The 25,196-nt window shown below is 72.9% G+C and carries 25 protein-coding genes; 15 read left to right on the top strand and 10 right to left on the bottom strand.

The genetic code is table 11. From position 1 onward, the window contains the following. Positions 1–13: 13 nt before the first annotated feature. From ASG32_RS13985 to ASG32_RS14000, 4 genes are read left to right on the top strand one after another with little or no spacing between them, the layout of a single operon-like run. Positions 14–787 (top strand): 5-oxoprolinase subunit PxpA, encoded by a 774-nt coding sequence (locus ASG32_RS13985; RefSeq protein WP_056527019.1) that lies wholly within the window; start codon positions 14–16, stop codon positions 785–787. Then, positions 780–1,514, top strand: a complete 735-nt coding sequence (gene pxpB / locus ASG32_RS13990; RefSeq protein ID WP_056527022.1) for a 5-oxoprolinase subunit PxpB — start codon at positions 780–782, stop codon at positions 1,512–1,514. Before ASG32_RS13985 ends, pxpB begins: the two co-directional genes overlap by 8 nt. Continuing rightward, complete coding sequence (locus ASG32_RS13995; RefSeq protein ID WP_056527025.1) at positions 1,507–2,541, top strand: biotin-dependent carboxyltransferase family protein; 1,035 nt, start codon at positions 1,507–1,509, stop codon at positions 2,539–2,541. Before pxpB ends, ASG32_RS13995 begins: the two co-directional genes overlap by 8 nt. Positions 2,542–2,578: 37 nt before the next feature. Continuing rightward, complete coding sequence (locus ASG32_RS14000) at positions 2,579–2,992, top strand: VOC family protein (protein WP_012329553.1); 414 nt, start codon at positions 2,579–2,581, stop codon at positions 2,990–2,992. A 63-nt stretch (positions 2,993–3,055) separates the two neighbouring features. Here ASG32_RS14000 and ASG32_RS14005 read toward each other — a convergent pair whose 3' ends face one another. The 10 genes from ASG32_RS14005 to ASG32_RS14050 all read right to left on the bottom strand — a co-directional run bounded on the left by ASG32_RS14005 (position 3,056) and on the right by ASG32_RS14050 (position 12,882). Beyond that, positions 3,056–4,651: an ABC transporter substrate-binding protein gene (locus tag ASG32_RS14005; protein ID WP_056527028.1), complete on the bottom strand. Its 1,596-nt coding sequence runs from the start codon at positions 4,649–4,651 to the stop codon at positions 3,056–3,058. A gap of 132 nt (positions 4,652–4,783) precedes the next feature. Then, positions 4,784–6,307 (bottom strand): class I adenylate-forming enzyme family protein, encoded by a 1,524-nt coding sequence (locus ASG32_RS14010; protein ID WP_056527159.1) that lies wholly within the window; start codon positions 6,305–6,307, stop codon positions 4,784–4,786. After that, the gene (locus ASG32_RS14015; RefSeq protein WP_020094481.1) at positions 6,304–7,116 is read right to left on the bottom strand and encodes a VOC family protein; all 813 of its coding nucleotides are present in this window, start codon (positions 7,114–7,116) and stop codon (positions 6,304–6,306) included. Before ASG32_RS14015 ends, ASG32_RS14010 begins: the two co-directional genes overlap by 4 nt. After that, the gene (locus tag ASG32_RS14020) at positions 7,113–7,532 is read right to left on the bottom strand and encodes a PaaI family thioesterase (protein WP_020094480.1); all 420 of its coding nucleotides are present in this window, start codon (positions 7,530–7,532) and stop codon (positions 7,113–7,115) included. The genes ASG32_RS14015 and ASG32_RS14020 overlap by 4 nt, the downstream gene beginning before the upstream one ends. A gap of 26 nt (positions 7,533–7,558) precedes the next feature. Then, positions 7,559–8,575: a zinc-binding dehydrogenase gene (locus ASG32_RS14025; protein ID WP_056527031.1), complete on the bottom strand. Its 1,017-nt coding sequence runs from the start codon at positions 8,573–8,575 to the stop codon at positions 7,559–7,561. 31 nt (positions 8,576–8,606) lie between these two features. After that, a complete protein-coding gene (locus tag ASG32_RS14030; RefSeq protein ID WP_056527163.1) occupies positions 8,607–9,587 on the bottom strand; it encodes an ABC transporter substrate-binding protein in 981 nt (326 codons plus the stop codon). Between the two features lie 64 nt (positions 9,588–9,651). Then, positions 9,652–10,467 carry an ABC transporter permease gene (locus tag ASG32_RS14035; RefSeq protein ID WP_020094477.1) on the bottom strand — a complete coding sequence of 272 codons (816 nt, stop codon included), beginning with the start codon at positions 10,465–10,467 and terminating at the stop codon, positions 9,652–9,654. Next, a complete protein-coding gene (locus ASG32_RS14040; RefSeq protein ID WP_056527034.1) occupies positions 10,458–11,228 on the bottom strand; it encodes an ABC transporter ATP-binding protein in 771 nt (256 codons plus the stop codon). Before ASG32_RS14040 ends, ASG32_RS14035 begins: the two co-directional genes overlap by 10 nt. Further along, on the bottom strand, positions 11,225–11,989 hold the full coding sequence (locus tag ASG32_RS14045; protein ID WP_056527037.1) for a GntR family transcriptional regulator: 765 nt from the start codon (positions 11,987–11,989) through the stop codon (positions 11,225–11,227). Before ASG32_RS14045 ends, ASG32_RS14040 begins: the two co-directional genes overlap by 4 nt. Positions 11,990–12,354: 365 nt before the next feature. Next, positions 12,355–12,882, bottom strand: a complete 528-nt coding sequence (locus ASG32_RS14050) for a MarR family transcriptional regulator (RefSeq protein WP_056527040.1) — start codon at positions 12,880–12,882, stop codon at positions 12,355–12,357. Positions 12,883–13,003: 121 nt separating this feature from the next. Here ASG32_RS14050 and ASG32_RS14055 point away from each other — a divergent pair, with 121 nt between their 5' ends. From ASG32_RS14055 to ASG32_RS14105, 11 genes are all read left to right on the top strand, one after another. Further along, entirely contained in the window at positions 13,004–14,287 is a 1,284-nt protein-coding gene (locus ASG32_RS14055; protein WP_056527044.1) for an amidohydrolase/deacetylase family metallohydrolase, read from the top strand. A gap of 10 nt (positions 14,288–14,297) precedes the next feature. Next, positions 14,298–15,167, top strand: coding sequence for an alpha/beta hydrolase (locus ASG32_RS14060; protein WP_056527166.1), 870 nt, complete (start codon positions 14,298–14,300; stop codon positions 15,165–15,167). Then, positions 15,164–17,518: a xanthine dehydrogenase family protein molybdopterin-binding subunit gene (locus ASG32_RS14065; protein ID WP_056527047.1), complete on the top strand. Its 2,355-nt coding sequence runs from the start codon at positions 15,164–15,166 to the stop codon at positions 17,516–17,518. The genes ASG32_RS14060 and ASG32_RS14065 overlap by 4 nt, the downstream gene beginning before the upstream one ends. Next, entirely contained in the window at positions 17,515–18,387 is an 873-nt protein-coding gene (locus ASG32_RS14070) for an FAD binding domain-containing protein (protein WP_056527050.1), read from the top strand. The genes ASG32_RS14065 and ASG32_RS14070 overlap by 4 nt, the downstream gene beginning before the upstream one ends. Further along, positions 18,384–19,583, top strand: coding sequence for a 2Fe-2S iron-sulfur cluster-binding protein (locus ASG32_RS14075; RefSeq protein WP_056527053.1), 1,200 nt, complete (start codon positions 18,384–18,386; stop codon positions 19,581–19,583). Before ASG32_RS14070 ends, ASG32_RS14075 begins: the two co-directional genes overlap by 4 nt. Before the next feature lie 34 nt (positions 19,584–19,617). Next, positions 19,618–20,766: an ABC transporter substrate-binding protein gene (locus ASG32_RS14080; RefSeq protein ID WP_020094468.1), complete on the top strand. Its 1,149-nt coding sequence runs from the start codon at positions 19,618–19,620 to the stop codon at positions 20,764–20,766. Between the two features lie 83 nt (positions 20,767–20,849). After that, positions 20,850–21,722, top strand: coding sequence for a branched-chain amino acid ABC transporter permease (locus tag ASG32_RS14085; RefSeq protein ID WP_056527058.1), 873 nt, complete (start codon positions 20,850–20,852; stop codon positions 21,720–21,722). Beyond that, on the top strand, positions 21,719–22,753 hold the full coding sequence (locus tag ASG32_RS14090; RefSeq protein WP_056527061.1) for a branched-chain amino acid ABC transporter permease: 1,035 nt from the start codon (positions 21,719–21,721) through the stop codon (positions 22,751–22,753). The genes ASG32_RS14085 and ASG32_RS14090 overlap by 4 nt, the downstream gene beginning before the upstream one ends. Further along, the gene (locus ASG32_RS14095) at positions 22,750–23,568 is read left to right on the top strand and encodes an ABC transporter ATP-binding protein (protein ID WP_056527063.1); all 819 of its coding nucleotides are present in this window, start codon (positions 22,750–22,752) and stop codon (positions 23,566–23,568) included. Before ASG32_RS14090 ends, ASG32_RS14095 begins: the two co-directional genes overlap by 4 nt. Next, complete coding sequence (locus ASG32_RS14100; protein WP_056527068.1) at positions 23,561–24,265, top strand: ABC transporter ATP-binding protein; 705 nt, start codon at positions 23,561–23,563, stop codon at positions 24,263–24,265. Before ASG32_RS14095 ends, ASG32_RS14100 begins: the two co-directional genes overlap by 8 nt. After that, positions 24,258–24,656, top strand: coding sequence for a Rieske (2Fe-2S) protein (locus tag ASG32_RS14105; RefSeq protein WP_056527071.1), 399 nt, complete (start codon positions 24,258–24,260; stop codon positions 24,654–24,656). Before ASG32_RS14100 ends, ASG32_RS14105 begins: the two co-directional genes overlap by 8 nt. Positions 24,657–25,196: the final 540 nt, after the last annotated feature.

Genomic DNA, 25,196 nt, shown 5'->3' on the forward strand with positions numbered 1-25,196 from the left:
AAGGGATGCACCGATGATCGTCGATCTGAACTGCGACATGGGCGAGGGCTTCGGCGTCTACCGTCTGGGCGACGACGCCGAGATGCTGACCGTGGCGACCTCGGCCAACATCGCCTGCGGCTTCCACGCCGGCGACCCGCTGGTGATGCACGAGACCCTGAGCCGCGCCGCCGCGAACGGCGTGCAAGCGGGCGCCCACCCGAGCTTCCTCGACCTCTGGGGCTTCGGCCGGCGGCCGATCCACGGCGAGCGCCCCGCCGACATCGAGAAGGCGGTGCTCTACCAGGTCGGCGCGCTGCTGGCGCTGGCGCAGGATGCCGGCTGCCCGGTGCGCCACGTGAAGACCCACGGGGCCATGGGCAACATGGCCAACGAGGATGCCGACCTCGCTCTGGCGGTGGCCCGGGCGATCCGCACCCTCGACCGCGACCTGATCTTCGTGGTGATGCCCGGCCTGGAGACCGAGCGGGCCGGCGAGAAGCTCGGGCTGCCGATCGCGCGCGAGATCTACGCCGACCGCGCCTACGCGGATGACGGCACCCTGGTCTCGCGCAAGCTCCCCGGCGCCGTGCTGCACGATCCCGATTCCGTCTCGGAGCGCGTGGCGCGGATGCTGGAGGACGGGGCGATCACCTGCCTGTCCGGGCGGCGCATCCCGACGCGGATCGACACGGTCTGCGTCCACGGCGACACGCCCGGCGCGGTCGCCATGGCGCGCCGCCTGCGCGACGACTGCGCCGCCAAGGGGATCGCCCTGCGCCCGATGGCCGAGGTGCTCGGTGTCTGAGCCCGGCTACCGCCTCCTCGATAGCGGCGACCGGGCGCTCACGGTGGAGCTCGGCCGCGCGGTCGATCCCGCGATCAACGCGCGGGTCATCGCCCTCGACGCGGCGCTCCGTGGCGCCGGGCGCCCGGGCCTCTTGGAGACCGTGCCGACCTACCGCTCGCTCCTCGTCCTCTACGATCCGGACCTGCTGCCCCGGGCCGACCTCGCCGCGCTGATCGCCGCGCACTGGCCGCCGCCGGACGGGGCGGCGGGCTCGCTGCGCCGCTGGCGGGTGCCGGTCCATTACGGCGGCGCGCACGGCGCCGACCTCGACGACCTCGCCGCCGGGGCCGGGCTCAGCCCGGAGGCGGTGATCGCCCTTCATTCCGGCCGCGACTACCGCGTCTACATGATCGGCTTCGCCCCCGGCTTCGCCTATCTGGGCGGCCTCGATCCCCGGCTCTACGCGAGCCGGCGCACCGATCCCCGACCCAGGACCCCGGCGGGCAGCGTCTCGATCGGCGGGAACCAGACCGGCGTCTCGCCGCCCCTGGAGCTGCCGAGCGGCTGGCAGCTCATCGGCCGCACGCCCGCGCGCTCCTACGATCCGGGCCGGGCCGAGCCGTTCCTGTTCGCGGCCGGCGACCTGATCCGGTTCGAGCCGATCGACCGCGCCGCGTTCGACGGCCTCAGCGAGGCCGCCCGCGCCGGCGAGACCGTCGCGACCCTGGAGCGGATCGATGCCTGAGGGCCTGCGCGTCATCGCCCCCGGCGTGGCCTCGACCCTGCAGGATGCCGGGCGGCCGGGCTACCTGCGCTACGGCATCTCGGGGTCCGGCGCGATGGATCCCGACCTGCTGGCCCTGGCCAACGGCCTCGTCGGCAACCCGCTCGACGCCGCGGTGATCGAGATGGCGATGGTCGGTCCGACCCTCGCCTGCGAGACGGATATCTGCCGCGTCGCCCTCGCCGGCGCGCCCTTCGCGATGAGCCTGAACGGCCGCGCCCTCGACCCGTTCACGGCCCACGACCTGCGGCGGGGCGACCGGCTCGTCCTGGGCGGACCGCGGCAGGGCCTGCGCGCCTGCCTCGCGGTCGCCGGGGGCTTCGCCGTCGCGCCGATGCTCGGCAGCGTGGCGACGCACACCCGCACCCGCCTCGGCGGCCTCGACGGTCATCCCCTGGCCGCGGGCGACCTGCTGCCCCTCGCGGCGCCCGCGCCCCGCGACCGTCCGCTGACCCTGCCGCCGGCCCACCGGCCGACCTTCGGTGGCCCGATCCGGGTGGTGCTCGGGCCGCAGGCCGACGGCTTCACCGAGGACGGCCTGCGGACGTTCCTCTCCGAGCCCTACACCCTCACGGCGCGGGCGGACCGGATGGGCTGCCACCTCGACGGGCCGCCGATCGCCCACGCGGACGGTTTCAACATCGTCTCGGACGGGATCGTGAACGGCTCGATCCAGGTGCCCGGACACGGGCGCCCGCTGATCCTGCTGGCCGACCGCCACACCACCGGCGGCTACCCGAAGATCGCCACCGTGATCTCGGCGGATCTCGGCCGCCTCGCGCAGGTGCGGCCGGGGGAGACGATCCGGTTCGCGGCCGTCGCCGTCGCGGAGGCCCAGGTCATCGCCCGCGCCGCGCGAAGCGCTCTGGCCGCGCGGCTGACGGCGCTGGTGCCGGCCGGCGGCGGCGATCTCGACAGCGCGTTCCTGCTGTCCTGCAACCTCGTCGGCGGCGTCGTCTCGGCGCGTGCCCCCGATCCGGCGCCCTGACGGCGCCGCACCTCCTCCATCCAGCAAGAGACCGTCGATGCTCACGCCGTTCCACCTCGCCTACCACGTCACCGACCTCGACGCGGCGCGCCGCTTCTACGGGGGCGTCCTCGGCTGCCAGGAGGGCCGCAGCACCGAGACCTGGGTCGATTTCGACTTCTTCGGCCATCAGCTGTCGCTGCACCTGGGCGAGCCCTTCGCCACCACCCGGAGCGGGAAGGTCGGCGACCACACGGTGATGATGCCGCATCTGGGCGTGGTGCTGCCGCTCGACGCCTGGGAGGCGCTCGCCGGCCGTGTCGAGGCGGCCGGCATCGCCTTCGACATCCCGCCCGTCGTCCGCTTCGCCGGCGAGCCCGGCGAGCAGCGCACGATGTTCTTCTTCGACCCGAGCGGCAATCCGATCGAGATCAAGGGTTTCCGGGATCTGGCCGGCGTCTTCGCGCACTGAGGCGCGTATCCGCGAAGCCGCCCGTCGCCGGAGCGGCGACGGGCGGCCAGGACGCGACGTCCGTCAGGCGCGGCGGGCGTTCCAGAAGACGAACTGGCCGTCGACCACGTCCCGAAGGTCGCGCCGGAAGGCCGTCCGGTAGAAGTACTGGCCGGTCGGCAGGTACGGCACGTCGCGCATCGCGAGAGTTTGCATCCGGGCCGCGATCGCCTTGCGGGCCGCCTGGTCCGGCGCCTCGATCCAGGCCTCCCGCAGGCTCTCCAGCTCCGGCAGGTCCGGCCAGCCGAAGAAACCCTTCTCGCCGCCGCAGCGCAGGACCTGCTCCACGACCGGGTTGGCCATGTCGAGGCCGGTCCAGGTCGTGGTGAAGATGTTCCAGCCGCCCTGGTCGGGGGGCGCCTTGCTGGCGCGGCGGGTGACCAGCGTGCCCCAGTCGGAGACGACGTACTGCACATTCATCCCGAGGCGCTGGAGCAGGTCGTGCATGATCTCGCCGAGGGCGCCGAGCACGGGGTTCTCGCTCGTCGACATGAGCACGACGCGCTCGCCCTTGTAGCCGGCCGCCACGAGGTCGCGCTTGGCCTTGGCGAGATCGCGCGGCCGGGTGAGCACGTCGAGCCCGGCATCGGTGGCCATCGCGGTCCCCGGCGTGAACAGGCCGACATCCTTGCGCCACAGCTTGGGATCGTCGCCGGCGGCCGCCGCCATGAAGTCTGCCTGGGACAGGGCCTCGAGGACCACGCGCCGGACCGCCGGCTTGTCGAAGGGCGGGTGGAGATGATTCATCACGCCGGTGCCGAGATTGCCGAGCGGCGAGGCGAGCTGCGTCGCGATCTGCGGGTGCGCCTGAAGCGTCGGCACGAGATCGCTGATCGGGTTCTCCCACCAGTCGACCTCGCCGTTCTGAAGGGCGGCGGCCGCGGTGCCGGGATCCGGCATGACCTGCCACTCGACCCGCTCGAAATGGACACGCTTCGGCCCCGCCACCCAGGAGACCGGGCCGTTCTCCCGGGGCCGGTAGTCCGGGTTGCGGTCGTAGACCACGCGGGCGCCGACGAGCCGCTCCTTGGTGTTGAACCGGAACGGCCCGGAGCCGATCAGCTCGGGGATCTGCTGGGCCGGGTCGGTGGCGGCTAGGCGCTCGGGCATGATGACGAGGACCGGCGGACCGAGCTTCGCCAGCGTCTCGAGCATCAGCCCGTAGGGCCGCTTCAACCGGATGACGAAGGTGCGGTCGTCCGGCGCCTCCAGGGCGTCCGTGCGCGCCATCAGGGCCTGCCCGAGGCTGTCGCGTTGCGCCCACCGCCGGATCGACGCGACGCAGTCGCGGCCCCGCACCGGCTCGCCGTCGTGGAATCTCAGGCCCTCGCGCAGCCGGAAGGTCCAGCGCCGCCCGTCCTCCTCGACCGTGTGGCCCTCGACCATCTGCGGCTGCGGCGTGAACTGCGCGTCGAGGCCGTAGAGCTGGTCGAACACCATGAGCGCGTGGTTGCGCGTGACGTAGGCCGTGGTCGTCACCGGATCGACGATGGTGAGGTCGGATTGCGGCACGAAGCGCAGGACGCTCGCCCGGCCGCCCTGGGCCAGGGCCGGGCGGGCCGGAAGGAAGGGCGCGGCGGCCGCGACGGCGGCACCGCCGAGGAAGGTTCGTCGCAGCATGGGGTCACTCCTGGCGTTCCGGGGCAGGCGGGCGGGGACGGGTGCGCCGGGCGGGATCCCTAGCGAGGATGCCTTCTGCGGGCGCGCATTCCGCAGGAACACAACCTGCAAGCGCCATTCCGCCCGGCACGGTCACGGGACGCGGACGGCCTCTTCGGCCCGCCGGCGCAGGGCCGCGCGGTCGATCTTGCCGGTCGAGGCGAGCGGCAGCGCCTCGACGAACCAGACCCGACGCGGGTGCTGGTAGGCCGGCGCGTGTTCGAGCGCGTAATCCTTGAGAGCGGCCTCGTCGACGGTGGCGCCGGGCCGGCGGACCACGAAGGCGACCGGCTTGGTGCCCTTGATGGCGTCGTCCACCGGCACCACGCAGGCTTGGAGCACCGCGGGGTGGCGCTCCAGCACCAGCTCGACCTCGCCCGGAAAGATGTTCTCGCCGCCGGAGACGAACATGTCGTCGGTCCGCCCGAGGAAGTAGAAGAACCCGTCCGCGTCGCGGCGGAAGACGTCGCCGGTGTCGTAGAACCCGTCCGCGGTGATCGGGACGGGCACGTCCGGCCGGTTGTGGTAGCCGAGCATGATCGCGGGGCTGCGCATCTGCAGGATCCCGGTCTCCGGGGCGTCCGGTCCGACGAGGCGCACCGCCACCTGGGGATGCGGCACGCCGACCGACGCGACCGGCGTCGGCAGGCCGTCCGGATGGTCGCCGAACACGACCGGGCCGCCCTCGGTGGTCCCGTAGGCGTTGAGGATGCGGGCGTTCGGCAGGAGGGCGCGGATCTGCCGGGCGAGGGTGTCGTTGACCGGCGCCGAGCCCATCCGGACCGTCCGCACGCCGGTGAGGTCGGCTTCCGCGAGGAGATCCGGCTCCCGCAGCATCATGGCGATCATCGGCGGCACGGCGGTGAGCCACGTGCAGCGGTACCGGTCGATCGCCGCGATGTAGGCCCGCGCCTCGAATTGCGGCAGCAGCACCATCGTGGCGCCGGCCGCGCAGACGAGGAGCGCCAGGGCGAGCGCGTTCATGTGGTAGAGCGGCGCCGCCACGAGCAGCCGGTCGTCGCGCAGGTCCGTCTCCGCGGCGCGGGTCCGCGCCACCCAGAGGTGGCTGGCATGGCTCAGCCGCACGCCCTTCGGCCGGCCCGTCGAGCCGGACGTGTAGAGGAACAGGGCCGCCTCGTCGGGCTCGGGCACGACCGGCACGAACGGACCGGGGTCGAGCCAGGCCGCGAAGCCCTCCGGCCCGTCATCGTCGAACCCGGCGATCCGGATATCGGGGCCGAGATGGGCCAGCAGCGCCCGGCGCGGGCCGTCGCAGAGCACGAGCCGCGCCCCGCAATCGGCGAGCACGGCGGCGATCGTGGCCGGCGGGAACTTGTGATTGACCGGGACCGGGACCACGCCGGCGCGCATCGCCCCGAGCAGCGCCGCGATCGTGTCGGGCCGGTTGGCCGCGAGGATCGCGACCCGCGCGCCGCGGGCGATCCCGCCGCGCAGCAGGCCGCGCGCGAAGGCGTCGGCCCGGGCGTCGAGGCCGGCGCGGGTCATCACGGCGGGCTCGCCATCGGGGGCGACGCCGATGATCAGCGGCCTGTCCGGCGGCCCGGACCGGTCGACGAGATCGCCGAGATTGGTCGGAGCCGTGGCCGCGCGCGTCATGGGGCCGCCCTGCACGGGAGGTTGAGGTCGAAGGTCGGCAGCGTCAGCGTGGCCGCGCCCGGCCCGTGCCGAACCCAGCCCGCCTCCGGGAGCGCGCCCGCGCGGGCTTCGAGGGCGTCGAGGCTGCGGAAGCGCAGGGTCAGGGTGGCGAAGCGGCCGGCCGGCCCCGGCGCGATCGCGACCCGCGTCTCCCCGAGCCGGAGGGTCCAGCCGTCACCCACGGCCTCGGCCGGCGCACCGCTCGCGGCGGCGTAGAGACGGGCGTCGGCATCCGGTGCCGGGCTCTCGATCTTCAGCGCGTCGATCCCCGTGAAGCCGTTCGGATGGTCGAGCCATTCGGGGCGCCAGACGAGATCCGGGGTCAGGTGCTCACAATGGTAGAGGCGCCCCGCCGGGAACCGGTCGACCGGCACCCGCACCGTGCGGAACCGGGCCGTGTCCTCGCGGCCGTCGACGGTCACGGGGCGCGTGAAGGCGACGGTCGGCCCGGCCGCGAGCCCCGCCGCGGCGAGGCGGGCATGCGTCGCGTCGGCGTCCCGGCTCGCCACGACGAGCCCGTTCAGGCCGAACGGGCTGTCCAGAACGTCCTGCCGCTGCGGACCCGTCTCGGGCAGGCCGACGAGTTCGAGGTAGGGTCCGGCCGTCATCATCAGGTGGTTGATGGAGCCCAGCGAGTGGTGGCCGCGCGGTGTCAGGCGGAAGCCGAGGGCGGCGAACAGCTCCGCCGCCTCGTCCATCCGCCGCAGCACGTTGATCACCACGTGGTCGAGGGCCCCATCCGCCGGGGCGCCGGGGGCCGGTCCGGTCATTTCGGCGGCGCCGTCATGTAGACGCCGCGGCCGCTCGCGAGCAGGCGCCCCTCCGGGTCGAGGATCTGCGCCTCGGCCACCGAGAGCTGGTTGCCGAACTTCACCACCGTGCCGCGGCAGGTGAGATCGCCCTGCATCGCGGCCCGGTGATAATCGACCCGCAGGTCAACGGTGGGGACGCCGCGGCCGGTCTTGGAGACCAGCGCCCAGTCGGCGGTGAGATCCACGAGCGTCGCCAGGATGCCGCCGTGCACGTAGCCGCGCTCGGCGTTGACGACCCATTCCGGCCGCCACGTCGCCTTCAGCTCGATCGTCCCATCGCCGACGGCGACGACGGAGAGGCCGAGCCACTGGTGGAACGGGCCGCGCAGCAGCAGCGCCTCGACCTGCTCCTTGGTGAGGGGGGTGTCGGACATGGCTTGGGGGATCTCCTCGGGCGGTGTCAGGGGGTGACGACGATCTTGCCCATGACCTCGCGGTCGCGGATCATCCGCAGGCCCTCGGCGGCCTCCTCGAGGGGCAGGAGCTTGTCGATGGTCGGCTTCAGCGTGCCGGCCTGGATCATGTCCATCAGGGCCGACAGGTTGTCGTCGTAGAAGCTGTTGGAGCCGATCACCTTGAGCTCGAAGCTCCAGATGTAGCGGAGATCCTCCTTGGGATCGTGCCCCGCGGTGGCCCCGCAGACCAGCAGCGTGCCGCCGCGCTTCAGGCACTTGAGCGAGGGCACCCAGGTGTCGCCGCCGGTGAAGTTGATCACCACGTCGACCCCGCCCTCGTAGGTCCGGCGCTGCGGCTTGCCGTACTGCTGGATCGCCCACTTGGAGAAGTCGGTCTCGCGGTAGTTGACGACGTGGTCGGCCCCGAGGGCCGTCAGCGCCGCCATCTTCTCCGCGCTGCCCGCGCAGGCGATCACCTCGGCGCCGAGCTGCTTGGCCAGCATCACGCAGCCGGTGCCGACGCCGCCGCTGGCGCCGAGGATCAGGACCTTGTCGCCGGCCTTCACGGTGTTGTGGGTGATCAGCATGCGGTGGGCCGTGCCGTAGGCCACCGGCAGGGACGCCGCGTCCGCGTAGCTCACGTCCGGCGGCATCGCGATGAGCTGGCTCGTCGAGACCCGGCAGTACTCGGCCATGCCGCCGTCGAGCATCTCGCCCATCAGGCCCTTGGCCTTGTTGAGCGGGTTGACCAGCACCCGGTCGCCGACGCGCCACTCCGCGACGCCCGCACCGAGCTCGACGACCTGCCCGGCCATGTCGAGGCCGATCACCACCGGCATCGGCACCTTGATGCCGGGCATGCCCTTCACGGTGAACACGTCGTGGTAGTTGAACGAGGACGCGCCGACCCGGATCAGGACCTCGCCCGGGCCGGGGGACGGCCTCGGATAGTCGGTCACCACCTTCAGCGTGTCGATGTCGCCGTGCGCCTCCAGAACGAGCGCCTTCATCGTCTGAGCCATCGTGGAAACCCTCTTCTGCAGGTCGGAAAGGCTACGGGATCGACTTCGACCGCTCGTAGGGGCCGGGGACCAGGGCCGTGTCCGGCAGGCTGCCCTGGACGGCGCCGACCGCCTTGAACACGTCGAATTCCCGCTTCAGCGAGGCGATGTCGGCGGGCTCCAGGCTGACCGTGTAGATGCCGTCCCAGAGGCCCGCGTAGGCCGCGGCGTCGGCGTCGCTCAGGTTCGCGGCCGCCTTCAGGATCTTGGCCACGCCGGGCTTGTCGGCCTGGCCGAACGCGTAGGCCTTGCGCATCGCGGCCACGACCTTGGCGGGCGCGTCCGGATTCTGCGCCATCCAGGCATTGCGCATCAGGCCGACGCCGAGGACCGGCGGCGCGTCCTGCTGGGTGAGGCGCCTCCACTCCTGCCGGAAGGTGCCGAGCCGGCGCAGCTTCACGTCCGGCAGGAGCGCGAGGGTCACGGTGCGCAGGGCCGCGGCGTCGATGTCCTTCTGGACGAGGAATTGCGCCAGCCGGGAATCGTTGCCGGGGACGGCCTGATAGTCGGCGGGCTTGAGGCCGTGATTGGTCTCCAAGATCGCCGCCGCGATGGCGGCGGTGCCGCTGCCGGCCGGCGAGGTGCCGATCTTCCTGCCCCTGAGGTCGGCCATCGTCTTGATCGGCGAGTCCTCCGGGACGACGAAGTCGAGGTCGGCCACCTGGGTCGCCAGGACGATGCTCATCGGCAGCCCGTCGGCGGTGACGCTCAGCGCCGTCCCGGCGCTCGCCGCGATCGCGAAATCGATCGCCCCGGCGGCCATGGCCTTGGTCGGCGCGTTCACGTCCGGGAACTTGACGTACTCGACCGTCAGGCCCTCCTTCTCCATGAACTTCCCGGCCTCCAGCACGGCGCCGAAGCCGAGGCTGATGCCCGAGCTCCAGTAGCCGATGCGCACCGTCTCGGCGCGCGCGAGGCCGGACAGGCCGACCGCGCAGAGCGCGGCGACGGCGAAGGCGCGGATCCGTTTCAAGGCGTTCTCCAGGAGCTGCAATGGGAGGACGTGCGGCGGGCGTGTCCCCGGCTGGCGCCGGCCGTCACGGCTGCGCCACCTTCTTCCAGGCGAACAGGCGCTGCTCGGCCGGCTTCAGGACGAGCGTCTCGAGCCCGATCATCAGGGCGACGAGGGTGAGGGTCCAGGCGAAGACCTGGTCGGTCTGGACGAGGTCGGCCGCCTGCCGCAGGCGGTAGCCGATGCCGCTGCTCGCCCCGAGCGATTCCGCCACGAGGACGACCCGCGCCCCGAAGCCGATGGCGAGGCGCGCGCCCGCGAAGAAGGCGGGCAGGATCGTCGGCAGGTAGATCTTGGTCAGCACCTTGCGGCGCGGCATCCGGAAGGTGCGGGCGAGCTCGAGATGCTCGGCGCTGACCGTGCGCGTGCCCTGCCAGACGTTGGTCAGGATCAGCGGCATCGCGGTCATGAACACCACGAAGATCGTGGTCCAGTTCGAGAGGCCGAACCAGATCAGCGCGAAGATCGCCCAAATCGCGGAGGAGACGGTGTTGGTCACCGTCAGCACCGGCTCGAAGAAGCGCCCGAGGCGCGGGCTCGCGCCGAGCAGCAGGCCGAGCGGCAGCCCCACGAGGGCCGCGAAGGCGAGGCCGGCGCCGATCCGGCCCAGCGTGATGCCGAGATCAGCGGCGAAGCTCGGCGTGGCGACGAGGCCGAGCCACGTGTGCCAGACCCGCGCGGGGCTCGGCAGGACGAAGCTCGGCGCGTGCAGCGATCCGAGCTGCCACGCGGCCAGCGCTAGGGCGAGCAGGGCGAGCCGCTGGAGCAGCACGCCCGCCCGGCGTCCGGCGCCGGACGTCCGCGTCCGCCGGATCAGGCGCGGCGGGGTCTTCACGAGCATCGCGCGCTCGCGGCGGAGAGGCTGATGCGCAGGCGCCGGACCTCCTCGGCGACCTCCGTCGAGAGCGGGTCGCGGGGGTACGGCAGATCGATGGCCCGGACAGTGCCGATCCGGCCCGGCCGCGGGTGCAGGACAACCACCTGGCTCGCCAGCACCACCGCCTCCTCGACGTCGTGCGTGACGAAGACCAGGGTCATCGCCCGCAGGCCGGCGATGCGCAGCAGCTCCGCGTGCATCTGCGCGCGGATCTCGGGATCGAGCTTCGAGAACGGCTCGTCGAGGAGCAGGATCTTGGGCTCGGTCACGAGGCTGCGCGCGAGCGCCACCCGGCTGCGCATGCCCCCCGACAATTCGTGCGGGTAGGCGTCGCGGAAGGCCTCCAGCCCGACGAGCCGCAGGGTCTCGTCGACCCGCCGCGCCCGCTCCGCCCGGCCCATGCGTCCGGCCTCGAGGCCGAAGGCGACGTTCTGGGCGGCCGTGCGCCAGGGCAGCAGCCGGTCCTCCTGGAACATGTAGGTCATGGCCCGCCAGTCGCGGAAGGCGTGCGACGGGATGCCGTTCAGGAGGACGGCGCCCTGATCGGGCTCGACCAGCCCCGCGATCATGTTGAGGAGGGTACTCTTTCCGCAGCCCGACGCGCCCAGGATCGCGACGATCGCGCGCTGCGGGATCGCGATGTCGACGGTGTCGAGGACGTGGAGCGGCCCGCCCTCGCGCCGGTCGAACCACTTGCTGACATGGTCGAGCTCGACGGCGTTCACGGCTCGCCCCCGTCGACCCGGGCCGGCCGCACCGGCGCCACCACCGCGGTGTCGCGCAGGCTGGCGATGACCTTCTCCAGCGTCATGTCGCGGAACGTCTCGACGTGGCGGCGGGCCACCAGGGCGGCGCTGTCGGCGTCGCCCGCCACCAGATGCTCGATCAGCGCGGTGTGGTCGTTCTCGATGTTCGGCCGCACCCCCTGCACGCCGAAGCCGAGGGCGACGAGGCGGGTCATCTCGTCGAGGAGGCCCGACAGCGTCCGGTACAGGCGCCCGTTCCCCGCGGCCGCGGCGATCGCGAGGTGGAAGCCCCGGTTGGCCTCAAGGAAGAAGTCGATCTGGTTGCCCATCTCCACCGTGATCTTGCGGCGGCAGGCCTGCTCCAGGCGCTCCAGATGCGCCCGGTTCACGCGGCCGGCGGCGCCCCGCGCCGCGAGGGGCTCGAGCTCCATCCGGAGGGCGAAGACCTCGTCGACATCCTTCACGGTCACCGGGCTGACCCGGTAGCCGTGCCGCGGCATCGAGCTGACGAAGCCTTCCTGGGCGAGGCGCTGGAGCGCGATCCGGCAGCTCGCCTTGCCGATCTCGAACCGCTCCATCACCTCGGCCTCGGTGAAGCGCGTACCGGGCAGGAGGCGGCAGGCGACGATCTCGCGGCGCATCAGGTCATAGGCCTGGTTGCCCTTGCGCGTGGCGTCGGGGACGGCGAGCACCGTCGCGGTCGGGCGAGCGGGCCGGGACCTGTCATCGCGGGTCGTCATCGCACCTCGCTGTTCGGGCATTGAGGCTCCCACAGCATGCTGTGAGCTGCCCACCGCACGCAGGACATGTGCCAACCCCGCGCCGGCCCGCCTGCGCGCGGCGCGCATCGGCGGGCGGAACGATTGTCGGGTGCCGGCATTCGTCGCGCTGTGGGAAGCTCAGCTACGACGCGTGATCAGCTCAGCGCGCGCTGTGGGCATTCCATGGCGTATTTATGCGCAACGTCTCCGCGTTGTGTAAATGGAATGCGCGTCCAATTTTCGCGAAGATATTGGAAGAAAGAGCTTTTCGCGGCGCTCCGACGCGGAACGATCTGTGTTTTCTTTGAGCAGTGAGGCGTGCTGCCGGCCGCGTCTGCGACGCCCTACAGGATGTCGGGCTGGCCGCGCCGGTGCTCGTGCCCCGCGATGACGCGGCTCAGGAGCCGGGTCAGGGTGTCCTGCTCCGCCGGGGTGAGGGCCTCGACGGTCGCGGCGTGCGCGGCCCGCGCCGCCGGCTCCATCGCGCCGTGGAGCGCGGCGCCCTCGTCCGTCAGCCGGCAGACCTGCGCGCGGCGGTCGAGGGGCGAGGTCGTGCGGCTCACCAGACCGCGGGCCGCGAGGCGCTTCAGGGCGCCGGTCGTCGTCGTCCGGTCGAGGGCGACCGCGCTCGCGAGCGTCGTCTGATCGGCCTCCCCCAGATCGCGCAGCAGCGAGAGCAGGCTGTACTGGAGCGGGGTGACACGAAACGCGGCACAGCGTTCGGCGAAGAGGCTGACGTGGATCTGGTGCATGCGGCGGGCGAGGAAGCCCGGGCGCTCGGCCAGGGGCCAGTGCCGCGCCTCCGCCGCCTCCGCGGCGGCCCCCGCCTCTGCCGACCCCGCCGCGAACCCGGCGTCTGGGACCTCATCCATCGTCCGCCTCCGCAGAACGGTTCCAGCCTTGGCACGCGGTGTGCAACGCCGGAATACGAAGCATGCTTCGCTTTTGGCAAGGGCGAGGCCGGCGCGCGCCGGCCGGGACCACGAGGTCGACATGGACAATCGCCGCTATGATCTGGTTCTGCGGGGTGGGCGGGTCATCTGCCCGGCCTCCGGCATCGACGGCATCCGCGACGTGGCGGTGCGGGACGGGCGCATCGCCGCCGTGGCGGAGACGATTTTGCCCTCGGCCGCCGCCGAGGTGGTCGACGTCTCGGGCAAGCTCGTCCTGCCCGGCATGATCGACACCCACGCCCACGTCTACCAGTACGTCACCGGCCGGTTCGGCCTGAACCCCGACATGGTCGGCGTGCGCTCGGGCGTGACCACGGTGGTGGACCAGGGCGGGCCGTCCTGCATGACCCTGCCGGGCTTCCGCCACTTCATCGCCGAGCGCTCCGAGACGCAGGTCCTCGCCTTCCTGTCGGCCTACCTCGTCGGCGGCCTGGAAGGGCATTTCTACCCGAACCTCTACAGCCCGGACGGCGTCGACATCGACGCCACCGTGAAGTCGGCCACCGAGAACCGCGACCTCGTGCGCGGCATCAAGGGCCACGCCGAGATCGGCGGCTTCGCCCGCTGGGGCATCAAGGTGATGGAGATGGCCGCCGAGATCAGCCGGCGCGCCGACCTGCCGCTCTACGTGCATTTCGGCCAGCTCTGGGGCCTGCCGGAATCGGGCGCCAACGGCGAGGATGCCGACACCATCGTCGAGCGGGTGATCCCGCTGCTGCGGCCCGGCGACGTGCTGGCCCATCCCTTCACCCGCCACCCGGGCGGCTTCATCAACGAGCAGGGCGAGGTCCACCACATCATCCGCCGGGCCATGGAGGCCGGGCTGAAGGTCGATGTCGGCCACGGGAGCCACTTCTCCTACCGCGTGGCCCGCGCGTCCCTGCCGGCCGGCGTGATCCCCTACACGCTCGGCGCCGACATGCACGGCTACAACACCGAGGTGCCCGAGGTGACGAAGCCCGCCGGCACCCCGGACGAGCACCACGACGACGAGAACCACCCGTTCCTCGGGCAAGCCCGGTTCAGCCTCACCCAGGCGATGAGCTCGATGATGGCGCTGGGCATCCCGCTGGAGGACGTGGTGCCGATGGTGACCTCGCACCCGGCCGAGATGCTGCGCATGGGCGACCGGATCGGCGCGCTCAAGGTCGGCTACGCGGCCGACGTCTCGGTGCTGCACGACGATCGCGGCCGCTTCCTGCTGCGCGACAACGAGAACACGCGGGTGATCGCCGACCGCCTGCTGCGCCCGGCCTTCTGCCTGCGCGCGGGGAAGCGCTTCGAGGCCGACTCGCCGATCCTGCCCCAGGCGATCGCGGCCTGAGGTGGCGCCGGTGACCGCCTTCGTCCTCGACGACCCGACCCCGCCGGACCCGCGCCGCCGCTGGGACAGCCTGGACTTCGCGGCCCGGGGCGCCTGCTACGACAACAACGCGGGCGTGCCCGACAGCGCCGCGCAGGTCGCGGCCCGCAACGCGGCCTCCGCGGCCTACCGCGCGGCGCACCCGGCCGGGCTCGACATCCCCTACGCCGCCGGCGCACGCACCGGCTTCGACCTCTACCCGGCGGCGGAGACGGGGGCGCCCTGCCTCGTCTTCGTCCACGGCGGCTACTGGCAGCGCAACGCCCGGGCCGATTTCGCCTGCTTCGCGGAAGGGCTGAACGCCGCCGGCTGGTCGGTGGCGATGCCGGGCTACACCCTGGCACCCGAGGCGAGCCTCACCGGGATCGTCGCCGAGATTGGGGCCGCCCTCGACTGGCTCGCCGCGCACGGGACGGCGCGCGGGATCGGCGGCCCGATCGTCCTCGCCGGCTGGTCCGCGGGGGCGCAGCTCGCCGCGCTCCATCTCGGGCATCCCGCCGTGTCCGCGGGTTTGGCGATCTCCGGCGTCTACGACCTCGCGCCGATCCGCGAGACCTACCTGAACGAGAAGCTCGGCCTGACCGACGGGGAGATCGAGACCCTGTCGCCCCTGCGGCTGGCCGTCGTGCCCAAGCCCATGACGGTCGCCTACGGCAGCCGGGAGCTGCCCGCCCTCGTCCGCGACGCGCGCAACCTCCACGCCCGGCGCGGCGCCGCCCACGCGCCGGGCGCCCTGCTGCCGGTGCCGGGCGCCGACCACTTCTCGATCCTCGACGAATTCCGCCGGCCCGACGGCCTCCTGGTCCGCGCCGCCCAGGATGTTCTCGGAGGCGCCCGATGAGCCGCGAGGGCGTCGGGGCTCCCCTGCCCCGCAAGGAGGACGAGCGCCTGATGCGCGGGCGCGGCCAGTATGTCGGCGACCTCCGGCTGCCGGGGATGCAGGACGTCGCCTTCGTGCGCAGCCCGCTCGCCCATGCCTGGATCCGCGCCGTCCACGTGCCGGAGGCCTACCGCGACCGCGTCTTCACCGCCGCCGACCTCGACGGCGTGCTGCCGATCCGGGCGGTCTCGGGGCTGCCCGGCTTCAAGGTTTCCGAGCAGCCGGTGCTCGCCACCGGCAAGGTCCGGCAGGTCGGCGAATTGGTGGCGATGTGCGTCGCCCCGACCCGCGCGGAGGCCGAGGACATCGCCGCCGCCGTCGTGCTCGACCTGGAGGAGCTGCCCGCAATCCACGACATGCTGGCTGCCCGCGCGCCGGGCTCCGCCCTCGTCCACGAGCACTGGGGCGACAACGTCTTCCTGGAGACCCTGGTCGATGTCGGCATCGAGAGCGCCCTCGACGCGCCGATCAAGGTGAGCCGCACCATCTCGACGGGGCGGCAATGCATGGCGCCGATCGAGGGCCGCGGCACCGTGGTGAGCCTCGATCACCGCCTGGACCAGCTCGTGGTCCACACCGCGAGCCAGATGCCGCACATCGTGCGCAACGGCCTCTCCGAATGCCTCGGGATCGAGCAGGGCCGCATCCGCATCGTCTCGCCGGATGTCGGCGGCGGGTTCGGCTACAAGGCGATCCTGCTCGCCGAGGACGTGGCGCTGGCGTGGCTCGCGCTCCGCTGCGGCCATCCGGTCCGCTGGCTGGAGGACCGGCGCGAGCACCTGACCGCCAACGCCAATTGCCGCGAGCACCATTACCGCATCACCGCCTACGCGGAGCGGGACGGGACGCTGCGCGGCATCGACTGCGAGGCCACCGTCGATTCCGGCGCCTACTCGGCCTACCCGTTCTCGGCCTGCCTGGAGGCCGCGCAGGTCGCCAGCATCCTGCCGGGGCCCTACGACTTCCCGGCCTATCGCTGCCGCACGTGGTCGGTGGCGACCAACAAGTGCCCGATCCTGCCCTACCGGGGGGTGGCGCGCACCGGAGTCTGCTTCGCCCTGGAGCTCGTCCTCGACGCCGTCGCCCGCGCGGCCGGGATCCCGCCCGAGGCGGTGCGCGAGAAGAATCTCGTGCGGCCCGGGCAGATGCCGTTCGAGAACATCACGAAGAAGCACTTCGACAGCGGCGACTACCCGGAGGCGCTCGCCCGCGCGCTGAAGGCCGTCGACGTGGCGGCGGTCCGCGCCCGCCAGCGTGAGGGCGAGCCGGACGGGCGCCGGATCGGCCTCGGCCTCGCGATCTACTGCGAGCAGGCCGCGCACGGCACCTCGGTCTATTCCGGCTGGGGCATCCCGATGGTCCCCGGCCACGAGCAGGCGAGCGCCCGCCTCACCCCGGACGGCGGCCTGGAATTGCGGATCGGCGCCCATTCCCACGGCCAGGGCCTGGAGACGACGCTGGCCCAGGTCGCCCACGAGATCCTGGGCGTCCCGGTGGCGCGCACCCGCCTCGTCCACGGCGACACCGCCATGACCCCCTACTCCACCGGCTCCTGGGGCTCCCGCGTGATGGTGATGGCGGGCGGCGCGGTGGCGGCGGCCTGCGAGGAACTGCGGGCCCGGGCCGTGCGGATCGGCGCCCACCTGCTCCAGGCGCGGCCCGAGGAATGCCGGTTCGAAGGTGGCCACGTCGTCGGCCCCACGGGCGATGTCCCGCTCGAGGCGATCGCCCGCACCTGGTACCGCCGCCCGCAGGACCTCGCGCCCGACACCGATCCCTGCGGGCTCGAAGTCACCGCCGGCTACAAGCCGGTGCGCGATTCCGGCACCTTCTCGTACGCGGCGCACGCGGCCGTGGTGGCGGTCGATCCCGATCTCGGGGCGGTGGAGATTCTCGACTACGTCATCGTCGAGGACGGCGGCACGCTGGTGAATCCCCTCGTGGTCGACGGCCAGATCTACGGCGGCCTCGCGCAGGGGATCGGTACGGCCCTGTTCGAGGAGATGCGCTTCGACGCCCGCGGCCAGCCGCTGGCCTCGACGTTGGCCGACTACCTCCTGCCCGGCGCCGCCGACGTGCCGATGGCGCGCATCGACCACATGGAGACGCCCTCGCCCTACACGCGCTTCGGCCAGAAGGGCATCGGCGAGGGCGGCGCGATCGCGCCGCCGGCGGCGCTCGCCAACGCCGTGAACGACGCCCTCGCGCCGCTGGGCGTCGAGCTGCTGCACTCGCCCCTCACCCCCCGGCGGATCGTGGAGGCGGTGCTCGCCGCCCGTGATCCCGCCGAGACCGCGCGGGAGGCCGCATGAAGCCCGCCGCCTTCGCCTGGGAGCGCCCCGACAGCCTGCCGGCGCTGCTGGCACGCCTCGCCGAAGCCCCCGCGGGCGTGAAGCTGATCGCGGGCGGCCAGTCCCTCGGGCCGATGCTGAACCTGCGCCTCGTCGAGCCCACCCTGATCCTCGACATCACCGGCGTGCCCGAGCTCCGGACCGCGCGGGTCGAGGGCGACACGCTCGTGCTCGGGGCCTGCGTGACCCACGCCGACGTCGAGGACGGGCGCGTCCCGGACCTCACCGGCGGCGCGCTGCGGCGGGTCGCGGCCGCCATCGCCTACCGGCCGGTGCGCAACCGCGGCACGATCGGCGGCAGCCTCGTCCACGCCGACCCGGCCGCCGACTGGGTGAGCGCCCTGACCGCCCTCGGCGCCGAGGTCGAGATCGCGGGGCGCAACGGCCGCCGCACCCTGCCGGTGGAGCATTTCGTGACCGGCGCCCTCGAAGTGGCGCTCGGCGCGGACGAGATCCTGGTCGCGGTGCGCGTCCCGGCGCTGCCGGCGGGCGCGGCCTGGGGCTACGTCAAGCACTGCGCGAAGATCGGCGAGTTCGCCCACGCCATCGGGGCCGTGCGCCTCGAGCCCGGCGCGGGCCGGGGCCGGGCCGTGATCGGCGCGGTCGAGGGGCCGCCCGTGCTCCTGGCCGATGCCCGCCCTCTCTTCGGCGGCCGCATCGGCGCCGACTTCGCCGCGCGCTTCGACCTTCGGGCCGCCGACCTCGCGCTGCGGGAGGCCGGGATGGCCGACGCGGTCGAGCGGCACATCCACGTCACCGTCCTGAGCCGCGCGGTGGCCGCGGCGGCTGCGCCCGATCCCCGATCCGACACCCTTCCGGAGGCCGCATGAGCGCCGCGCTGGTCGAACCCGGGCCGTCGCGCATGGCCCTGGCGCTGACGGTGAACGGCCGGGCCGTGCGGGTCGCGGCCGAGCCGCGCAGCCACCTCGGCGACGTGCTGCGCGACGGGCTCGACCTCACCGGCACGCATCTGGGCTGCGAGCACGGCGTCTGCGGCGCCTGCACGGTCCTGCTCGACGGCGAGCCGGCCCGCGCCTGCCTCACCTACGCGGGGGCCTGCGCGGGCGCCGCGGTCACGACGATCGAGGGCCTCGACGCGGACGCGATCGCGGGCGAGCTGCGGGCCGCCTTCAACCGCGAGCACGCGCTCCAGTGCGGCTACTGCACGCCCGGGATGCTGGTGGCCGCCCGCGACCTGGTCCTGCGGCTGCCCGAGGCCGACGAGCGGCGGATCCGCGTCGGCCTGTCGGGCAACCTGTGCCGCTGCACCGGCTATACCGGCATCGTCCGGGCCGTGATGGCGGTGATCGCGGAAAGGCGTGGGCGCGGCATCCCCCCCGAGACCAGCGCGGCGCGGCCGCTCGGCCCGGTCGGCGCCCGGATCGGCGACGCGGCTTTCGCGCCCCTGGAACCGCCGGCGGATCGGATCGCCCCGGCGGCGCCCGCGGCCGTCGCGGACCTGTCCGACGCGTTCACCCCGGCCCACGGCTTCACGCAGGTGCTCGACCTCCTCCACCCGCCGGAGGCCGTCTTCGCCCTGCTGGGCGACCTCGCGGCGGTCGCCGCCTGCCTGCCGGGCGCGGTGCTGACGGCGCGGCCCACCCCCGACACGGTCGAGGGCGGCCTGCAGGTGCGGATCGGGCCGATCGCCGCGACGTTCCGCGGCCGCGCCCGCCTCGCGCGGGACGAGGCCGCCCGGACCGGCGCGGTCCACGGGGCCGGCACCGACGCGGGCGGCCGCTCGGCGACCGAGGGCCGGATCCGCTACCGGGTCGAGGCCGGGCCGACGCCCGGCACCGCCCGGGTCGAACTCGACGTCGGCTACACCCTGACCGGGCCGCTCGCGCAGTTCGGCCGGCCCGGCCTCGTGCGCGACCTCGCCGGCCGCATCGCCGCGGAGTTCACCCGCAACCTCGATGCCCGGCTCTCGGGCGTCGCGGCGCCGGCGCCCGCCGGCCTCAACCCGCTCCGCCTGCTCCTCGGCCTCGCCCGCGCGCGCCTCGCCGCGTGGTTCGGCCGCGCCTGATCCCATCCCGCCCCAACGCACCGGAGACACGCGAATGCTAGGCAGGTTCACCCTCACGACCGCGATCCTGCTGGCGCTGACGGCCACCGGCGCACGGGCGGAGGCGATCCGCATCGGCGTCAACGAGCCGCTGACCGGGCCATTCGCGGCCTCGGGCACCTACGTGGTCAACGGCGCCAAGATCGCCGCCGACGAGATCAACGCCAAGGGCGGCGTCCTCGGGAAGAAGCTCGAACTCGTGATCGAGGACAACAAGAGCAACCCGACCGAGGCCGCCGCGGTCGCCGAGAAGCTGATCACCAGCGATAAGACCCCGGTGATGATGGGCGCTTGGGGCTCCAGCCTGACGCTGGCTGTGATGCCCAAGCTCGCGGATTACGAGACGCCGATGCTGGTCGAGACCTCCTCGTCCGGCAAGATCACGACCTCCGGCAACCCCTACGTGTTCCGGATCTCGCCGCCCTCGTCGCTCGAGGCCGAGACCTTCGCGCCCATGGTCGGCCGCCTCGGGCTGAAGAAGGTCGACTTCCTCGTCCTCAACAACGATTTCGGCCGCGGCGCCGCGACCGATTTCGGCAAGATGCTCAAGGACAAGGGCGTGACGGTCGGCCTCGTCGAGACCATGGACCAGGGCGCGCAGGACATGAGCGCCCAGCTCGCCAAGCTGAAGGCGTCGGATTCCGACACGATCATGATCACGAGCTCGGTCGATCAGCTCGTGCTGCTGTTCAAGCAGATGGCGGCGCTCGGCCTGAAGAAGCGGGTCATCACCACCGGCGGATCCCAGAACCCGGACCAGATCATCGCCCAGGCTGGCGCGGCCGCCGACGGCACGATGCACCTGACGACCTTCCTGCCCTGGTCGCCCGACAAGACGCCGGACCCGAAGGCTACCGAGGCCTTCATCGCCGCGTGGAAGACGCGCGGCTTCGACTTCGCCGGCGTCACCGAGAGCTTCCGCGGCTACGACGGCATCCGCGCGATCGCCCACGCCATCGAGAAGGCGGGTTCGGCCGATCCGTCCGCGATCACCAAGGCCTTCTGGTCGGTCGACTTCGTCGGGCTCAACGGGCCGATCCGCTTCGCCAAGGCCGGCCCCGCCGGGAAGGAGAGCGGCCAGAGCAAGCCCGACGTCTACCTCATCGAGATCAAGAACGGGACGGTGATCGTGCCGGCGCTGTGAGCGCCCCTGAGCCGGCGCTCTGATGCCGGCCCCCTCGCCCGTCCGCCGGCCCCCGGGCCGGGGCGCACCCTCGGAGGCCGCCCGTGAACGAACTGATCCAGCACCTCGTCAACGCCCTCATCCTCGGCGGCACCTACGCGCTGCTGGGGATCGGCCTTACGCTGATCTTCGGGATCATGAATGTCGTGAACTTCACCCACGGCGCGCTCTACACGGTCGGCGCCTACGTCATGTACCTCGCGGTCGCCGCGCTGGGACTGAACTTCTTCCTGGCGCTTCCTGTGGCGATCCTCGGCGGGCTCCTGCTCGGGGCCGCGATCGAGTTGCTGCTGCTGCGCCCGTTCCGAGGTTCGGACATCGACACCACCATGCTGGTGATGATCGGCGCCGGCATCGTCCTGCAATCGGGCACGCTCTGGACCTTCGGCGGCGTCGCCAAGGCGATCCCCGCGCCCTTTCCCGAGGCGCCGCTCCAGGTCGGCCCGGTCTCGGTGTCGTGGCTGCGGCTGTTCGTGCTCGGGGCGGCGCTGACGCTGATCGCCCTCACCTACGCGCTGATCAACCGGACCAAGCTCGGTCTCGCCATGCGCGCCGCGTTCCAGGATTCCGACACGGCGGCGCTGCTGGGCGTCGACGTCCGCCGGATCTACACCGCGACCTTCGCGCTCGGCTCGTCGCTCGCCGCGGCCGCCGGCGCGCTCCTCGGTCCGGTCTACGTCGTGTTCCCGCAGATGGGCGGCCTCGCCGAGCTCAAGGCCTTCGCCATCGTCATCCTGGGCGGGCTCGGCAACGTCACCGGCGCGGCGATCGGCGGCTTCATCCTGGCGCTCGCCGAGGAGCTGGGCGCCGGCTACGTCTCCTCCGGCTACCGGGACGCGATGGGCTTCCTGATCATCATCGCGGTCCTGCTCTGCAGGCCGACCGGGTTGTTCGCCAAGGCGGAGCGCATCGGATGAACCGGCTCCTCCCCCTCGCCCTGCTCGCCGGCCTCGTCGCCCTGCCCCTGGGGCTCGGCGCCAACCCCTACCTCCTCAACGCGCTGATCGTGACCGGCATCCTGACGATCGGCGCCATGAGCCTGAACCTGCTCCTCGGCTTCACCGGGCAGCTCAGCCTCGGCCACATCGCGTTCTTCGGGATCGGCGCCTATGTGAGCGCGCTGACCAGCCTCGGCTTCGACGTGGATCTCGGCTTCGGCATCCGTGCGGTCCACGAGCCCTGGCCGGCGGTGGTCGGCCTCCTGCTGGCGACGGCGGCGGCGGGCGGCTGCGGCTACCTGATCGGGCGGCTCTCCTTCCGGGTGCGGGGCGCCTACTTCGTGATCGTGACGATCTCGTTCGCCGAGGTCGTGCGGCTCGTGGCGCTTAACTGGGTGGAGCTGACGCAGGGGCCGCTGGCGCTCACCAACATCCCCGCCATCACCCTCGGCCTGCCGGGCCTCGGGATGTGGACCCTCAAGACCAAGCTCCAGAACTACTACCTCGTGCTGGCCGTGGGGACGCTCTGCTACGCCGTGATCGCCCGCTTGGTCGGCGGGCGCTTCGGCCGGGCGATGCGGGGCCTCAAGGAGAACGAGCCGCTGGCGCTCTCGGTCGGCATCAACGCCACGCGCACGCTGACGGTGGCGGCGGTGATCTCGGCCGCCATGGCCGGCGCGGCCGGCAGCCTCTACGCCCATTACCTGCGGATCATCGATCCCGACGTGTTCCTGTTCGCCACCACGGTCACCATGGTCATCATGGTGGTGGCGGGCGGCAAGGGCACCCTGCTGGGCCCGGTCGTCGGCGGCCTGATCTTCGGCCTGCTGCCGGTGGCGCTCCGCCCGGTCATGGCGCCGGAGGCGCAGTGGATCGTCTACGGCCTCGTGCTGATCGTGATCCTGTTCGTGATGCCGCGGGGCATCGTGCCGGGATTGGCGGCGCTGCTGGGCCGCCGGCCGGCCCCGGCCGCGCCCGTCCTCGAGGCCAACCCGGCGGTGCAGCGATGAGCGCGATCCTCTCCGTCGAGCATGTCGGCGTCCGCTTCGGGGGCCTCGTCGCCATCGCGGACCTGCATTTCGACGTCCGGGCCGGCGAGATCGTCAGCCTGATCGGCCCGAACGGGGCCGGCAAGACGACGGCCTTCAACGTGATGACGGGCTTCCTCAAGCCCAGCCAGGGCGCGGTCCGCTTCCGCGGCACGTCCCTGAAGGGCCTGCCGCCGCACGCGATCACGCGGCTCGGCCTCGCCCGCACCTTCCAGCGCACCAGCGTCTTCCCGGACGACACGGTGTTCGACAACGTGATGATCGGCCTGCACCAGATGGGCGCCGCGGCGGGCCGCGCGCCCGTTCTGGACGCGCTTCTCGGCCGCGCGGGGGCTGGCGAGAGGCAGCTGCGCGCCCGGGCCGCGGCGCTCCTCGACTGGGTCGGGCTCGCCGGGCGGGCGCAGGAGAAGGCCGGCGCCCTCGCCTACGGGGAGCAGCGCCTCGTCGGCGTGGCGCTGGCGCTCGCCACCGAGCCCGCCATGCTGCTTCTCGACGAGCCGGTCTCGGGGATGAACGCTTCCGAGACGCGGGTCTTCGTGCGCCTGATCCGGCAGATCCGGGAGCGCGGCGTCACCATCCTGCTCGTCGAGCACGACATGCCGATGGTGATGGAGGTCTCCGACCGCATCGTCGTCCTCAACTACGGGCGCCTGATCGCCGAGGGGCCGCCGGACCGGATCCGCAGCGACCCGGCGGTGATCGAGGCCTATCTCGGCCAGGGCAGTGCCGCCCGGCAGGCCGCCGCGGCTGCCGCGCAGGAGGCGGTCCATGCTTGAGATCCGCGACCTCGTCTGCGGCTACGGCCACGTCACGGCGCTGAAGGGGCTCACGATCGACGTGCGCGCGGGCCAGCTCGTGGCCCTCGTCGGCGCCAACGGCGCCGGCAAGTCCACGACGCTCCGGGCGATCTCCGGCCTCGTCCCGCCGCGCTCCGGCGCGATCCGGTTCGCCGGCCGGGACATCGCGGGGGCGGAGCCCCGCCGGATTTTGGCGGCGGGCATCGCCCATTGCCCGGAGGGCCGGCGCGTCTTCCCGCAGATGACGGTCGCCGAGAACCTCGCCATGGGCGCCTACCTGCGCCGCGACCGGGCGGCGGTCGCGGCGGACCTAGCGCGCATCTACGGGGAGTTCCCGCGCCTCGCGGAGCGGCGCGACCAGGCCGCCGGCACGCTGTCGGGCGGCGAGCAGCAGATGCTGGCGATCGGCCGCGCGCTGATGGGGCGCCCGAAGCTCGTGCTGTTCGACGAGCCGTCCCTGGGGCTCGCCCCCAACATCGTCGAGCGGATGTTCGCGGTGATCGGCGCGATCCGCGACGCCGGCACGACCGTGCTCCTCGTCGAGCAGAACGCCTTCGCGGCCCTCGAACTCTGCGACTACGCCTACCTCCTCGAAGCCGGCCGCATCGTCCTCGAGGGGCGCGGGCAGGACCTCATCGCCGACCCCCACGTGCGGGACGCCTATCTCGGTGGCTGAGCGGGATCTGCCGGGCCGGATCCGCCTCGGCCCGGTCGACCTTCTCGGCGACCGGGACCTGCTCCCCGTCACCGCGGGCGGCCGCCGCCTGCTCCTCGTCCGGGACGGCGCGCGGATCGTGGCCGCCGAGCGCGCCTGCCCGCACGAGGGGGCCGACCTCGCACTCGGCCGCTGCGTCGCGGGCCGGCTGCACTGCCCCCGGCACCAGGCCTCGTTCGACCTCCGGGACGGTGCCGTCTCGCCGGGCTGGTCGTTCCGGGCCCTGCGCCTGTCCGCGGTCGAGGCGGCGCCGGACGGGCTCTGGCTCAGGACCGGCTCCGGCCTTCTCGCGCCGGACACCGCGCCGCCGGGCGGCCGCGGATTCCCGGCCGGCCCGGAGATCCGACGGTAGAGCGATCGAGATCAGCCGATCCGTCTCGCTCTACGGCAGCGAGGTCGGGATCGCGGCGCTCACCGCCTGTCTCGTGCGGACGAACGGCCCGCACGCGCGCCTGCTCGCGCGGGGACGCATCGCGAGGACGGTCGCGGGTCCCACCGGCCGCTGAGGATCGGCGCTGATCGCCCGTCCGAAGGTGTCGGCCCAGGACAGCCTCGTCACGTTGTCCGGGGTCGGAGCGGGCGGAGCTTCCCGGTCGGCCGCCCGGCCGCGCTTGCGGGCCGCGGCACCGATCCACCGCACGATCAGGGGACCCTTCGCGTCGAACGTCGGATCGGACGCGGTCCGGCCGATGCCTCGTCTCTGACGGCGATGAATCATGGACTTCCCTCGAGTCGACTTGGGAGGGCCGCGCGCGCGGTCCGACGGACGTCACCGCCCGCGATCACCGGACCGTCGCCGCGACGGCAGCGGTGTGAAGCGCAGGCCGCGCGGGATGGCGGACGCCCTCGCCCAGCATCCGATCCCGTCCGCGTGGTCTCCAGCTGCATGTCC

The organism is Methylobacterium sp. Leaf361 (assembly GCF_001424445.1).
Classification (GTDB): Bacteria; Pseudomonadota; Alphaproteobacteria; order Rhizobiales; family Beijerinckiaceae; genus Methylobacterium.